7 protein-coding genes and 1 pseudogene are annotated in these 15,087 nt (G+C 72.0%); 5 read left to right on the top strand and 3 right to left on the bottom strand.

What is annotated here, in order from left to right; translation table 11 throughout:
- Positions 1–198: 198 nt before the first annotated feature.
- Both GA0074692_RS05845 and GA0074692_RS05840 read left to right on the top strand, forming a co-directional pair.
- On the top strand, positions 199–1,026 hold the full coding sequence (locus GA0074692_RS05845) for a peptidoglycan-binding domain-containing protein (protein WP_218106566.1): 828 nt from the start codon (positions 199–201) through the stop codon (positions 1,024–1,026).
- A 47-nt stretch (positions 1,027–1,073) separates the two neighbouring features.
- Positions 1,074–2,036, top strand: a complete 963-nt coding sequence (locus GA0074692_RS05840; RefSeq protein ID WP_091640154.1) for an exonuclease/endonuclease/phosphatase family protein — start codon at positions 1,074–1,076, stop codon at positions 2,034–2,036.
- A 191-nt stretch (positions 2,037–2,227) separates the two neighbouring features.
- On the opposite strand, the gene GA0074692_RS05835 is transcribed toward GA0074692_RS05840, so the two are convergent.
- Positions 2,228–2,806 (bottom strand): GNAT family N-acetyltransferase, encoded by a 579-nt coding sequence (locus GA0074692_RS05835; protein ID WP_091640151.1) that lies wholly within the window; start codon positions 2,804–2,806, stop codon positions 2,228–2,230.
- 84 nt (positions 2,807–2,890) lie between these two features.
- Positions 2,891–8,476: pseudogene (locus GA0074692_RS05830) on the bottom strand (SDR family NAD(P)-dependent oxidoreductase); the annotation flags it as partial.
- Between the two features lie 306 nt (positions 8,477–8,782).
- Between GA0074692_RS05830 and GA0074692_RS05825 the strand changes: the two are divergent.
- From GA0074692_RS05825 to GA0074692_RS05810, 3 genes are all read left to right on the top strand, one after another.
- The gene (locus GA0074692_RS05825) at positions 8,783–10,333 is read left to right on the top strand and encodes a long-chain-fatty-acid--CoA ligase (protein WP_218106565.1); all 1,551 of its coding nucleotides are present in this window, start codon (positions 8,783–8,785) and stop codon (positions 10,331–10,333) included.
- 36 nt (positions 10,334–10,369) lie between these two features.
- Positions 10,370–12,793 carry an acyl-CoA dehydrogenase family protein gene (locus tag GA0074692_RS36670; RefSeq protein ID WP_342672827.1) on the top strand — a complete coding sequence of 808 codons (2,424 nt, stop codon included), beginning with the start codon at positions 10,370–10,372 and terminating at the stop codon, positions 12,791–12,793.
- A 65-nt stretch (positions 12,794–12,858) separates the two neighbouring features.
- Complete coding sequence (locus GA0074692_RS05810; protein ID WP_245730610.1) at positions 12,859–13,197, top strand: ankyrin repeat domain-containing protein; 339 nt, start codon at positions 12,859–12,861, stop codon at positions 13,195–13,197.
- A gap of 373 nt (positions 13,198–13,570) precedes the next feature.
- Here the strand turns inward: GA0074692_RS05810 and GA0074692_RS05805 are convergent, their stop codons facing one another.
- The gene (locus GA0074692_RS05805) at positions 13,571–14,914 is read right to left on the bottom strand and encodes a HEAT repeat domain-containing protein (protein ID WP_245730187.1); all 1,344 of its coding nucleotides are present in this window, start codon (positions 14,912–14,914) and stop codon (positions 13,571–13,573) included.
- Positions 14,915–15,087: the final 173 nt, after the last annotated feature.

Below are 15,087 nucleotides of genomic sequence, written 5' to 3'. Positions count from 1 at the left end.
GCCTCACATTCGCCGCAAAACAGGCGCCACAACTCCATGATCGACGGGGCAACGGGGCGACGGCGAGAGATGGGCATTTTCATTGATGGGGATCTCTGCCAAGATCTACCGCAGGCTTCGAATGTCGTCGACGTGTGGGGGTCTGACGATGCGGCCGGCAGAAGGTGCTGAGGCGACAACCCATCCCCTGGAGGACAAGTGATCACGAGAAGGCGTCTTATCGTCGCCGCCGGTGCGACGGTTGTCGCTGCCGGACCGCTGGCCCGTCCCGCCGCGGCCGCGCTGCCGCCGGTCGACATGGAAGCGGTGATCAAGGCGGCGCAGATCGACCCGCGTCGGCCGGACACCGCGCTGACCCCGGGCGCCAAGGACAGTGTGCTGCTGGTGGAGCGGGCCCTCCAGGCCAGGGGGCTGCTGGCCTCGACCTACATCGACGGGCACTTCGGCACCAGCACCATCGCCGCGTACGCGGCGTACCAGAGGTCGCTGGGCTACAGCGGCCTCGACGCGACCGGCCTGCCCGGCCCGACGTCGCTGCGGCTACTGGGCGAGAACCGCTACACCGTCGTCAAGGCGATCTCGCCCGGCAGTGTGGTGAGCCTTCGTGGCGTGCAGGTCAACACCCGCACCAGGGCGATGCTGTTCGAGGCCGAACGGCTGCTCGGCTGGCAGCTCAGCATCACGCAGGGCTCGTACAACACCAGTGTGGGCGCTTCCGCCGGCACGCACGACGGCGGTGGCGCCCTCGACCTGTCGGTCAGCGGGCTCTCCTCGACCACCCGGACCACCGTGCTGCGCCAGTTGCGCACGGTGGGCTTCGCCGCCTGGCTGCGCACGCCGGACCAGGGGGACTGGGGCTACCACATCCACGCCATCGCGCTCTCCGACACCGACCAGTCGACCGGTGCGCGCAACCAGGCCGGCGACTACTACCTCGGCCTCAACGGACTGGCGAACCGGGGCGCCGACGACGGTCCGGCGGTCAGCCCCAAGCGGACCTGGGAGGAGTACCAGCGCACGCTCTGACCGGGGGCGGACCAGCCGTCACAGCCACCACATCAGCAGGAGGAAAGTTGTCCATCCGTAGCAACCGCGTTCTGCGCGGCGTCGTCGCCGTCCTGACCACGGCTCTCACGACGGCGGCGGTCGGTGTCGTCAGCGCCACCGCCGCCTCGGCCGCCGTCAACACGTCCCCCGGTTTCCTGGTGGTCTACAACAACAACATCGAGAACTGGCTGCCGAGCTCCTGTGCCGACGGCAAGATCTGGGACCGGCTGGTCACCTACATCAAGGGCCGGCCGCTGAGCCCGGACATCTTCACCGTCCAGCAGGTGTCGAACCAGGCGCAGCTGAACACGTTGACCCAGTACCTCTCCGACCAACTGCCCGGCACGTACGCCGGCCAGATCGCGATCGCCGAGCCGGGTTCGATGGGCTACACCAGCACCTGCGGCAAGATGAAGAACCAGCAGAGCAACGCGGTCATCTACCGCTCGGACCGGTTCACCTACGAGGCCGCCACCCGCTGGCGTTCCGACGCCCCCGAGAACTACAACGCGGGCACCGGCCCCTGCCTGAATCTCGAACCCACCACCACCAGCCAGGACCGGGTGCACAACATCGCCATCCGGTTGCACGACAACATCGCCAACCAGGACGTCTCGGTGGCCTCGATCCACTGGCCGACCAACACCTGGTACGGCCCGAAGTGTGCCGCCGAGAACATCAAGGAGGCCGACGAGGCGATGGGCCGGCTCGGCGGCGACCTCAAGATCGTCGCGGGTGACGCCAATGCCGAACCCGACGACGCGGATTGGTGGAACGACGCCAAGGCCTACGGGTACCGGGACCCGATCGCCGAGAAGTGCGGCAGCCGCAACTGCTCCTCGGCGCACGACACGCTCGGCAGCCGGCGGATCGACTTCCTGCTGGTCAAGAGCGGCAACGGCTTCAACAACGCCGGTACCATCAGCACGTCGTTGACCGGCGGCGAGTACTCGGACCACCTCGCCGTCGCCTCCTACGTCAACTACTGACAACCGACGGGGCGGCACCGCACGCGGGCCGGCTGTCTTTCCGAGCCGACCTCGGGTGCGGTGCCGCCGCGCCCACCTCTGCACCGCGGCCAGCCCCGCTGGGCAGGCTCTGCCGCCATGACACGGGTTGTTGCCGCAGACGTCTTCCGCAACGGCGCGACCCGGAACCGCGGGGACGCCGAGCCGTTCGGTCACAGCGGTGACGGGTCGTCGCGCAGCCGGCTGTAGAGCCATACGTCACGCCACGCGCCAGCCCGGAACTCGCCGGCCCGCACGACCCCCTCCAACTGGAAGCCGGCCTTTCCCAACGACCGTTGCTCGGCGGCGTTCTCGGGGTGGGTGCTGGCCTGGATGCGCTGCGCCGGGGTGTGGCTGAACAGGTAGTCGCAGAGCAGCGCCTGGGCCCGCCAGCCGATGCCCTGGCCGCGCCACTCGGGCAGCAGCACGATACCGATCTCCCAGTAGGGCGTCCGCCCGCCGTACTGGCTCTGGAGATAACTGAGAAAGCCCGCCGGGGCGTCCGCTGCCGGTTCGACCTGCACGATCAGGCCGCCGACCCGCTCGCCGAGATAGCCGTCCTCGGCGAAGCGGCGGGCCGGCGCGGCGGCGTCCCGGAAGCCGGCCCAGTCGAGCCCGACCAGCCCGGGTTCGACCACGAACCGGCGCAACATCGCCAGGTCGTCCTCGGTCACCGGGCGCAGCCGTACGGTCGAGCCGGGCGCGGGCGCCTGGTGCACGATGCCGGCCACCGGCGGGTGGGAGCTGTCCATCCTCCGTACCGTAGTGACGGGCCGGGCCGCCCACTGCCCCGCGCCGACGGCCCGTCAGGCCCTAGTCGATCAGCCCGTCAGGCCCTAGTCGATCAGGTCGAAGAAGTCGTCCTTCGCCAAGTCGACCTTGTCCGGGCTGGCCTCCACGACCGACATCAACCGACCGACGGCGTCGCCGAGCCGCTGGCGTGCCACCGCGTCCAGGGTGAGGTTCGCCAGGCCGGACTCCAGCCGGGACAGTTCCTCGAGCACACCGAGCGCGGTGGTGGCCCGGTCGGGCAGCAACTCGCCCCGCAGGTAGCCGACCAGTTCGCGGACGTTCGGATAGTCGAGGACCAGGGTGGCCGGCAGGGTGAGCCCGGTCGCGGTGGCGAGCCGGTTGCGCAGTTCCACTGCGGTCAGCGAGTCGAACCCGAGGTCGGTCAGCGTGCGCGAGCTGTCCAGGTCGTCGCTCGACGAGTGGCCTAGGACTCGGGCGACCTCGGCCAGCACCATGTCGCGCAATACCTGGTCCTGGTCGGCGGGGGCCAACCCGGGCAGGATGCGGGCGAGATCCTTGCCCCCCGGGATGGTCCCACCGGCCGGGCCGCTCCCGTCGCCTCGCAGCGTCGACCTGGTGCCCGGGTGCGCCGGAGCGGCGGTCCCGGATCCGGCCGCCTGGTCGGGGGTCATCAGGTCGTGCAGCACCGCCGGAATCGCTCGCCGGTCGTGCCGACTCAGCAGTGCGGTGTCGACGTCGGCGAGGACCCGCGTCATCGCGTCGGAGTCGAGCGCCAGGTCCAGCAGGTCGAGTCCGCGCTCCGCCGTGAGCGGCGCCAGCCCGATCTCCCGCATCCGGCGCAGCCCGGCGGCGCTGACCTGTTCGGCCATGCCGTCCGGCAGCTCCCAGAGGCCCCACGCCAGCGACTGCGCCGGCAACCCGTGCGCGCGTCGATGCTGGGCGAGGGCGTCGAGGTAAGCGTTGGCGGCCGCGTATCCCGACTGCCCGGGGGACCCGAGCAGGCCGGCGGCGGAGGAGAAGAGGACGAACGCGGCCAGGTCGGTGTCCCTGGTCAGTTCGTGCAGCAGCCCTGCGCCGTCCGCCTTCGGCCGCAGCACCGCGGCCACCCGCTGTGACGTCTGCGACTCGACGACACCGTCGTCCAGCACGCCGGCCAGATGCAGCACCGCCGTGAGGGGACGCTCGGCGGGTATGGACCCGAGCAGGTCCGCCAGGGCGGTCGGGTCGGCGACGTCGCACGCGACGACGCGGACCGACTCGGCACCCCACTTCTCCACCTCACCGGCCAGGTCGGTGGCGCCGGGCGCGTCGGCGCCCCGTCGGGAGACGAGCACCAGGTGCCGGGCTCTCCCCCGCTCGACCAGATGCCGGGTCACGAGCCGCCCCAGGGCGCCGGTCGCCCCGGTGACGAGGACCGTCCCGTCCGGGTTCCACGGGCGTGGCCCGGTAGGCGCGGCGTCCGCCGGGACAGCGGCCTCGGCCGCAGGCTGGAGTCGGGGTACCAGCAGGCGGCCGGCGCTGATGGTGACCTGCGGCTCGCCGCTGGCCGCAGCCGTGGCCAGCGCCGACCACGACTCGGGGGCGTCGTCCACGTCGATCAGCGTGAACCGGCCGGGATGCTCGGACTGCGTCGACCGCAGCAGCCCCCACGCCGCCGCCTGGGCGAGGTCCTGCGGCGGGTCGCCGACCGCCTGCCGGGTCACCACGGCCAGTCGGGCGGCGCCGTACCGGGCCTCCGCCAGCCACCGGTGGACCAGGGCGAGCGCGGCCGAGACCGTACGGTATGGCACGCCGCCGCCTCCCGGCAGCTCGGCGAAGACCACGTCGGGCACCTGGTCCGACGCCGTCAGATGGTCGAGCCAGACCACGGGCGCGTCGGACCGGGCCGCGTCGGTCGGCACCCACCGCAGTTCGTACGAGTCGGAGCCGGCAGCCGGGCCGACGGCGAGCCGGTCGGGGGTGATAGGGCGCAGGGCGAGCTGCCGGACCGAGACGACCGGCGCGCCGGACGGGTCGGCGAGGACCACGCCGACGCCCTCCCCGCTGCGGTTCAGCCGTACCCGGAGTGCCGTGGCGCCGTGGGCGTGCACCTGTAGGCCGGTCCACGAGAACGGCAGCGCGAGCCCGCCGTCCGAGCCAGCGTCCCCGAGCAGGCCGAGCGCGTGCAGCGACGCGTCGAGCAGGGCCGGGTGCAGCATGAACCGGTCGCCCGAATCACCCGCTCCGGCGGGCAGGGCCACGTCGGCGAAGATCTCGTCCCCCCGCTGCCACGCCCGTTCGAGGCCCTGGAAGACCGGCCCGTAGCCGTAGCCGCTGGCGCGCAGGGTGGTGTAGAACCCGTCCGTGGTCAGCGGCCGTGCGCCCGGCGGCGGCCAGATCCTCAGCCGGGTGGCGTCGCTGGTCCGCATCGGGGCGACGGCTCCGGTCGCGTGGGAGGTCCACGGCCCGTCGGGGTGACGCGCCTGGATCGCCAGCGAGCGGGTTCCGTCACCCACCGGTTCGGCGACGACCACCCGGGTCTCGACCACGCCGGTCTCCGGCAGCACCAGCGGGGTGTGCAACAGGAGTTCGACCACCTCGGCGCAGCCGGCGCGGTCGCCGGCCCGGGCCGCCAGTTCCGCCAGCAGGGCCCCGGGAACGACGACGGCACCACCGATGCGGTGGTCGGCGAGCCACGGTTGCGCGGCGAGCGACAGCTCATCGGTCAGCAGCAGTCCGGCCTCGCCCGACGCGCCCGGCGACTCGACCGGTTCGCCCGGGAGCCCCTGGACCGACGGCGTCAGCCAGTACCGCCTGCGCTGGAACGGGTAGGTGGGCAGTTCCACGGGTGGGACGGCCGCGCCGGACACTGCACTCCAGTCGACCGTCACGCCCCGGACGTACAGGCTGGCCAACGCCGCGTGGACCGAGGCGGCCTCGTCGCGTCCGGTGCGCAGCAGTGGCACGGCGACCGTCCGTTCGCCGGTCGCGTCGGCGGCGTCCAGGTCGCCGACGGACTCAAGGACCAGCGCCGACAACACGCCGCCAGGCCCGACCTCCAGGAACCGGGTGACCCCCTGCTCGCGGAGCCGACGCACGCTCTCGGCGAACCGCACCGGCCGCCGTACGTGCCGGGTCCAGTGCCCCGGGGTGATCGCGTCGATCGTCCGCCCCGTCTCGTTGGCGACCAGGGCGATGTCGAGCGGCCGGTGGGTGAGTTCCGCCTCCAGCTCGCCGAACTCGGCGAGCATCGGGTCCATCAGCGGGGAGTGGAACGCATGACTGACCCGCAGCCGGGTGGTCTTGCGGCCCTGCGCGGCGAACGTGTCGGCCACGCCCTGGACCGCGTCCTCCGGCCCGGCGAGGACGACCGAGGTCGGGCCGTTGACGGCGGCGAGACCCACGCGCAGCGCCGGGTCGGCGATCAGCGGTTCGACCTCGTGCGGTGCGGCCTGGATCGCGACCATCGCGCCGCCGGTGGGCAGCGCCTGCATCAACCGGCCCCGGGCGACGACGAGCCGGGCGGCGTCGTCCAGCGACAGGGCGCCGGCCACGTGGGCTGCGGCGATCTCCCCCACCGAGTGGCCGAGGACGACGTCCGGCCGGACGCCCCGGTGCCGCAGGAGGCGGTACAGCGCCACCTCCACGGCGAAGAGCGCCGGCTGGGTGTAGCCGGTCTGGTCGAGCAGCTCCGGGTCGTCGATCACCGTCCGGAGGGGACGGTCCAGGTACTGGTCCAGGGCGGCACAGACCTCGTCGTACGCCTCGGCGAACCACGGATCGGCGGCGGCCAGCTCCCGTCCCATCGCGGGTCGCTGCGATCCCTGGCCGGCGAAGACCAGGGCCAGCTTGCCCTCGGTGGCCGTACCGGTGGTCACCGCCGGGTGGTCCTGCCCGGCGGCGAGCGCGGCGAGACCGTCGCGGTGGAGGACGACGGCACGGTGTTCGAACGAGGTACGCGCGGCCGCCGCGGCCGCCACCGCCGGCAGGTCCGGGTGGGCGGTGAGGAAGGCGTCGAGGCGACCGGCCTGCTCGCGGAGCGCGGGGGCGGTCCGCGCGGAGACCACCAGCGGTGCCGCCGGTCCCCCGTGGCCGGCCGGACCGGTGGGCTCCGCCGGCGGCGCCTCCTCCAGGATCACGTGGGCGTTGGTGCCGCTGATGCCGAACGACGAGACGGCCGCGCGGCGCGGCACGGCCCTGGACGGCCAGGGCTGCTCGTCGGTGAGCAGCCGCAGCGGACCGGCGGACCAGTCCACGTACGGGGTCGGCTCGTCGACGTGCAGCGTGCGGGGCAGCCGACCGTTGCGCAGCGCGAGGACCATCTTGATGACCCCGGCCACGCCGGCCGCGGCCTGGGCGTGGCCGATGTTGGACTTCACCGACCCGAGCCAGAGCGGGGTCCGCCGGCCGGGGCCGTACGCGCCGAGCAACGCCCCGGCCTCGATCGGGTCCCCCAGCCGCGTGCCGGTGCCGTGCGCCTCCACCGCGTCCACGTCGGACGGTAGGAGTCCCGCGTCGGCGAGGGCGTCGGCGATCAGCCGCTGCTGGGACGGCCCGTTCGGCGCGGTCAGTCCGTTGGACGCCCCGTCGGAGTTGACCGCGCTGCCCCGCAGGATCGCCAGCACCCGCCGCCCGTGTCGGCGGGCGTCGGCGAGGCGCTCGAGGACCAGCACGCCGGCTCCCTCGGCCCACCCGGTCCCGTCGGCCGCCGCAGCGAACGACCGGCACCGGCCGTCCGGTGAGAGCCCGCGCTGTCGGCTGAACTCGGTGAACAGCAACGGTGTGCCGAGCACGGTCACCCCGCCGGCCAGCGCGAGGGCACATTCACCGGCGCGCAGCGACCGGGCCGCCAGATGCAGGGCGACCAGCGACGACGAGCAGGCCGTGTCCACCGACAACGACGGGCCTTCCAGGCCGAACGTGTACGACACCCGGCCGGACACGACGCTGGCCGCGTTGCCGGCGAGCAGGAAACCGCCGACCTCCGGCGGGATGGAGCCGAGGCCCGGTGCGTAGTCGTTGCCGATCACCCCGGTGAACACTCCGGTGCGGCTCCCCCGCAGCGCGCGTGGGTCGAGGCCGGCGCGTTCCAACGCCTCCCAGGAGATCTCCAGCATCAACCGCTGTTGCGGGTCGGTGGCCAGCGCCTCCCGGGGCGACAACCCGAAGAAGCCGGCGTCGAAATCCCCGGCGTCGTGGAGGAAACCGCCGTGCCGGGCGTACGTCGAGCCGGGGTGGTCCGGGTCGGGGTGGTACACGGCCGGGTCCCAGCCCCGGTCGGTGGGGAACGGCCCGATCCGGTCCCGTCCCTCGGCGAGATCGGCCCAGAACTCGTCCGGAGTGGACACTCCGCCCGGGAAGCGACAGGCCATTCCCACGATGGCGATCGCCTCACCGTCGTCCTCCGGTGCGGCGTCCTCCGTCCGCTCCGCCGGACGGGGGACGACCGGGCTTCCGGTCTCGGCCGGGTGGCCGGCTTGCTCGGCCAGGTACTCGGCGAGGGCCGACGGGTGGGGATAGTCGAAGGCGAGCGTGCCGGAGAGCGCCAGTCCGCTCGCGTCCGCGAGTCGCTCGGCCAACTCGAGCGCGGTCAGCGAGTCGAATCCCAGGTCGGCGAAGGCCCCGTCGGGAGGAATCTCCGCAGGCGGGCGCCCGAGCACCGCGGCCGCCTCGGTGCGGACGACCTCCAACCACCACTGCTTCTCGGGGTCACCCATCGGTCGCCACCTTTCCGCGAACGTCAACCACAGCGCCTCGGTGACCCACCCACCGAGTGGCCGCCAATCCTCCATGGACGGTAGCGATCAGCACAACCGCCGACACCGGCGATCCCGCCGCCGAAGCCTATATGCACGGTGGATGTCGCTGCCCTATCCTGTGCGCCATGATCCTGGCGCGACCCGCATGAGTCGTTTCGTCGACACCATCGTCGGCACCGCCGCAGCGTCACCACGCGGCATGGTCACCGGAGCACCGGCACGCCCGGTCCGGCGAAGTTGGGGACAGTTGCACACCGCCGCCCGGCGTACCGCGGCGGCGCTGGTCGAGGGGGACTCGCCCCCCGGCAGGCGGTCGCGGTCCTGGCCGGTGACCCCGGGGAGGTCGCCCGGGTCGCCCAGGGCATCTGGCTGGCCGGCGGCAGCCTGACCATGCTGCACCAGCCGACCCCGCGGACCGACCTGGCCGTCTGGCGCGACGACACGCTGCGGGTGCTCCGCATGATCGACGCTCGCCTGGTGCTCGTGGGCGCCCCGTTCGAGGCGATGGCCGACGTGCTCCGCGCGGAGGGCATCGCGTACCGGATGATCGCCGACCTGGACAGCGACCGCGAGTTCACCGTCGTGCCGGCCGCCGAGGACGACACCGCGCTGCTCCAGTTGACCAGTGGTTCGACCGCCGAGCCGAAGGCGGTCCAGATCACCCACCGCAACATCTGTGCGAACCTCGTCGACACCGCGGCCCGCCTGGACTGCGGCGACGACGACGTGGTGGTCAGCTGGCTACCGCTCTTCCACGACATGGGAATGGTCGGCTGCCTGCTGCTCCCGATGTTCAGCGGCGCCGACCTGGTCAGCGTCACTCCCGCGGAGTTCCTCGGCCGTCCGATGGTGTGGGCCGAGCTGATGAGCCAGTACGGCGGCACGATCACGGCGGCGCCGAACTTCGCGTACGCGATCCTGACCCGGCAGCTCGCCCGCGCCGAAGCCGGTTCGCTCGACCTGTCACGGATGAAGTCCGCCTGTAACGGCGCCGAGCCGATCGACCCGTCCACGGTGGAGGCCTTCGTCGCGGCCGGGGCCCGGTTCGGCCTGCGTCCCGAAGCGGTGAACTGCTGCTACGGCGCGGCGGAGAGTGCCCTGGTCATCTCGCTGTCGGACCTCTCCGAGCCGATGATCCTCGACACCATCGACGCCCTGGAGCTGGAGAAGAACCGGCGGGCCGTGCCGGTTCGCGACGACCACGCCACCGGCGTGCGTCGGCTCCCCCTGCTCGGTGTCGCCGTCCCGACCGTCACCGTCCGCGTGGTCGACGAGTCCGGAGCCGAGCTGGCCGACCGCGAGGTCGGCCGGGTGCAGCTACGCGGCGACTCGGTGACCGCGAGCTACCTCACCGAGCAGGGGCCGGCCGCGTCCCTGGACGACGACGGTTGGCTGGACATCGGCGACGAGGGCTACCTGGTCGACGGTCGGCTCGTGATCTGCGGACGCGCCAAGGACGTCATCATCATGGCTGGCCGCAACATCTACCCGACCGACATCGAGCGCGCGGCCGCCACGGTCGACGGCGTTCGGGAAGGCAACGTCGCCGCGGTGCGGCTGATGGCCGGCGACGGCGTGGCGCGGGAGTCGTTCGCGGTACTGGTCGAGTCCCGGCTGGTCGGTGACGCGGCAGCCGAGCAGGCACTACGCGACGCCATCGTCAACCGGGTCATCGCCGACGTCGACGCCCGTCCCGCGTCGGTCGTCGTCCTGCCGCCGGCCTCGCTGCCGAAAACCCCGTCCGGCAAGCTGCGTCGTGCGGCGGCCCGCGCGCTCATCCCACGCTGACCACACCCCTGACCGCCGGTCGTTGGAGGAACCTCGATGCGATCACTTGACGAGGCGCGTGCCCTGTGCGAGTCCTATCTCCCTGGGCTGCTCGACGGGTTGTCGAAGATTCCCTTCGACCAGCGGGAGGCGCCCGGCGGGGCCACCCTGCCGGTGTTCCGGGCCAGCGGCGGCCCCAGCCTGGTGATCCCGAAGGACTACGGCGGGCTCGGTGCCACCCCGCTGGAGGCGGTACGGGTCACCCGCGCGATCGGCGCCCACGCGCCGTCGCTGGCGGTCGGAACCACGATGCACCACTTCTCGGTGGCGACACTGTTCACCTTCGCCGAGAGCATCAAGAACTCCGGCATGGAGTGGGCCCTGTTGGAGGCGATCACCAGCCGCAACCTGCTGGTCTCGTCCGGGTTCGCCGAGGGCCGCCCGGCCCAGGGGATCCTCTCCCCCACGATGACGGCGACGCCGGCCCCGGGCGGGTACCGGATCAACGGGTCGAAGAAGCCGTGCAGCCTGAGCCACTCGATGGACCTGCTCACGGCCAGCGTGACGGTGCCGGCGGCGAACGGCGGGCTGCAGACGGCGTTCCTGCTCATGCCGTCCACGCTGCGCGGCATCACGCGGCACCCGTTCTGGGGCAGCAGTGTGCTCGCCGGCGCGGAGAGCGACGAGGTCCGGCTGACCGATGTGTACATCGAGGAGGAGTTGGTCATCCCGACCGAGAACGGTCCGGACGGGATGCTCGACGATCTGCAGACGACCGGGTTCATCTGGTTCGAGCTGCTCATCACCGCCTCGTACCTGGGGATGGCGAGCGCGCTCGTCGAACGCGCGTTGGCCGCCGGACGCGGTGCGATCACCGACCGGGCCGCGCTGGGCACCCGGCTGGAGACGGCCACGCAGTTGCTGGAGGGCACGGCCCGCGCCATGATGGCCGGCGAGACGGACAACGACGCGCTGGCCCGCGCGCTGGCGGCCCGCTACGGCGCGCAGGACGCCATCACCGACGCCGCCCGACAGGCGGTCGAGATGCTCGGCGGAATGTCGTTCATCAGCTCCCCGGACGTGGCCTACCTCGTCGCCGCCTGCCAGTGCGTCGCCTTCCACCCGCCGTCGCGGGCCAGCGTCGCGTCGGCGCTTGTCGACTACCTCGACGGGACCGGCCCGTTCGTCATGTCCGACGCCCTACCGTCCGCCGCCGCGCAGCCGCAGACCGGGGGCGCTGCTCCCGCGCCGGCCCCGCGCCCCGAACCCGTGCCGGCTCCACGGTCCGAATCCGTGCCGGTGACCGACACCGCCCACACGCCGGCTCGGCAGCCCGAAGCCGCGTCCGTCAGTGAGACGGTTCCCGCGACGGACGCCGTCCGGACGCCGGTCTCCGTGCCCGCGACGGACGCCGCCGGCTCTCCCACCCTGGCCGCACCGGTCGCCAGCCCCGCTGCGCTCGCGCGCCCGGTGGTCCCCCACGACGCCCCGACCGCGACGCCGGGCAGTGCCGGGCGGTCGACGATGACCACGGACGGCGCCGCCGAGTGGGAGAACGCGACGTCCCTGTTCGACGGGGCGGAGGGCCTTCGGCTCACCGTACGTGACTGCGACCTGCCCTACTGGTTCGACAACGTCCCGCAACGGACCCTGCGCGGCAACGTCTTCGGCTACGCGCCGGAGCTCGTCACCCCGGACTTCCTCCACGAGCCGGGGCCACTGCGGGACGCGCTCGTCCAGGAGGTGGCCTTCCGCGCGTTGGCCGAGGAGCGGGCCGCCCGCGCGATCGGCTACATCGTGGCGTGCGCGCCGGACTCCGCGACGATGGAGTTCTACGCCACCCAGCTGATGGACGAGACCCGGCACGCCATGATCTTCCGCAACCACCTGCGGAACCTCGGCATCGAGGAGCGCGACATCGCCGACGTCATCGCCCAGCAGACCGCGACCGACCAGGCGACCATCCTCGACCCGTTGGAAGAGTTGGGCATGCCGATCGTGCGTGACCAGCGGGACTTCATCGGCGGCGTGGTGCTGCTGACGATCCTGGTCGAGGGCTTCCTCGCCCCGTCGTTCGAACTCAGCGAACGCAAGTGGCGACCGCTCGATCCCCGGATGGCGGACATGGAGAAGGGCGCCGGCATCGACGAGGTGCGTCACCTGGCCGTCGGCACCTCGATCATCCGCGAACACCTGCAACAGCACCCCGACGAGAAGGAGCGCCTCGTCGAGCTGATCCGCGGTGGCATGCGACTGTGGGAGCAGCTACCTGTCGCCGACCAGCTCAACCGCTGGGAGAACTGGTTCCAGGAGGGCATCGCGCCGCACCTGGCGACGATCGGTGACTACGAGGTCTGGGACGGACGCCGACTGATCGACACCACGCCGGAGGAGCGCATCGAAAAGGCTCTCGAGGTCACGAAGACGGTGCACTCCACCCGCCTCACCGACATGGGTCTCGGCCGGGCGCTGATCTTCTGACCGGCCCGCGCTGGCTCACCACGAGGGTGAACGTCCGGCAGCGTAAGAAGCTCACCACCCGGCTGATGGCGTCGCTGCTGCGTGACGATCTTCCAGCCACGCTTACGTTTTTGCGTGCGGGTGCCGACCCGAATGCGGCGGGCCGTGATGGTACGACACCCCTCTATCTGGCCTCGGTACAGAACGTGCCTGTGGTGGTGCGGATCCTCTTGACTGCCGGCGCGGACCCGAACGTCGAGAGCGGGCACAGCGACGAGGGCACACCATTGACGGGGGCTGCGGCTCGCCGGTCCATCGCAGTTTGGGGCGGGAGTCCGGCAGGGTGCGACGCCGGAAGTCATGGTCGAGCCTGTTCAGGAGCCGGCGAAATTCTGCCCGGGCTCGCGGCGGCAGGATCTGGGTAACGGCATTCAACCCGTCTCTGACCACTGCTTTGTCGAGGTACCAGCAACCTGGGCAGGTGGGGCATTCGGAAGTGACGAGTCGCAACCTGCCGCCAGCTTGGCGTAGGAAGTCGCGGTAGCGGTCCAGGAGGAAGGCGGCATTACCCGGCCGGATATCGCATCCGTGGTCGATCCGCCCTGCGTGTTCGGCCCATGCTGGGGGATAGTTGCTGTGCTCGGCTGCCCGGTGACCACACGTCGATGCGGGAATCGGTGCGGCGGTCATTCCTTGTGGCGAGCGGTTCGCGGCATGGGCGTGTGTTCGCGGTCGCCGTCTCGGGCCAGTTCCCGCAGGATCAGGTCGCGGTAGACGTAGAAGGCGTGTCGTCTGGTGTCAGCGCGCAGCGGTCCTGCCCAGGATCTGCTGCATCTGATCAACATGCAGAGCCGGGTTGGCCTCGGCGGCCTCGGCCAGTTCGGGATCGTCGAGAAGCGCGGTGATCCGCGATGCGGGCAGGCGTGGGCTGCTTGCCATCGCCTGTCGTACGGTGGCGTCCGGGTCGGTGGTGAGGCGGTCGACGAGTTCGGGGGCGGCGTGCGCGTCGAGGGCGACGAGCCGTCGTACCGCCGGGTCGGGGTCGTCGGCGAGGATGGCGACGACGTCCTCCGGCAGCTCGGTGTTGCGGGCCGCTCGGCGACGCAGCAGCGGATCGACCGACCGGGCCCACCGCAGCGCGTCGGCGAGTTCCGGCACCGCGTCGTCGGCGGGATAGGGGATCCAGCGGCAGCGGACGTCCGCGGTGCCGTAGTGTCCGTCGCCCGTCACGGTGGTCACGTCGATGTCGATCCTGGCCCGCTGCTGCTCGGTGAGTCGGGGATGGTTGGAGAGCGCGGTGCGGACCTCGACCGCTGGGTCGGCGGCGAGCCTGGCGAGCTGGTCGTCGGTCAGGTCGACGCGGCCGGTGACTGCCTGCCGGACCGACGGGTCGGGGTGGCGCAGGAGTGTCTCGACCACGTCGGGCGGGACGGTCGGGTTCCTGCCCATCACCTGCAGCGCGTCCGTGTCGCCGCTGGCCAGCACCTGATCGATCAGGGCGCGGGACAGTGGACGCTGCAGCACGTACCAGAAGGCGTGACAGTGCTGGTCCGGCAGATCCGCGGGCTGCATCACCTGCTGCCGGTGTGCGACGGCCGCTGCGGCGGCCGCCCGTACCTCGGGCGCTTCGTCCTCCAGCAGCGCCTGGCGCGACCGCTCGTCCAGCAGGTACAGGGAACCGGCCGCGAATCCGCGCACCCCGGGCCGGGGGTGCGCGGCAGCCAGCCGGAACAGCCGCAGCTCATACCCGGTCGCATGGCACAACTCGCCGAACAACTCCTCGCGGATGAACAGCATGTCGGAGGGCGGGTCGTCGAGCTCGGCCAACAACCTCATCAGCACGTCGTCCGGCAACGGCTCCTGACCGGGCTGGCCGAACGCGCTCAGTCTCACCCGCCACACCGGGTCGGCCAGCAGCTCGGCGCGCGCCACAGCGTCAACGTGCGGGTGGGCGGCCAGCGCCGCGCGGACCCTCGGCGAGGGATGACGCAGCATCGCATCCCGCACCGGCAGGGGCAGCACGCGGCGGCGACGTAGCCCCTCGCACGCCTGCTCCGGCCACGCCTCCACCAGCCGCAGCAGCACGTCGACCGGTGCTGCCGGGTTCCTCGCCAGCCCCCGCAGCACGGGCGAAGGAGACAAACACCGATCCAACCAGGCATCACCGATCACCGGCCGCACCCTACGCCCACGCCCGTCGTCACGGACCCGGCATGTTGGCTGCACACCATCAGCGGCATCAGCGAGCCTCTGGGGGCCGGATGGAGACCGAGCGCGATTCGGCCGTTGCTACCGATGCGCTGGACCGCACCCTG

This window comes from Micromonospora pallida, assembly GCF_900090325.1.
GTDB lineage: Bacteria > Actinomycetota > Actinomycetes > Mycobacteriales > Micromonosporaceae > Micromonospora > Micromonospora pallida.
This window is presented reverse-complemented; position numbering and strand designations above follow the sequence as displayed.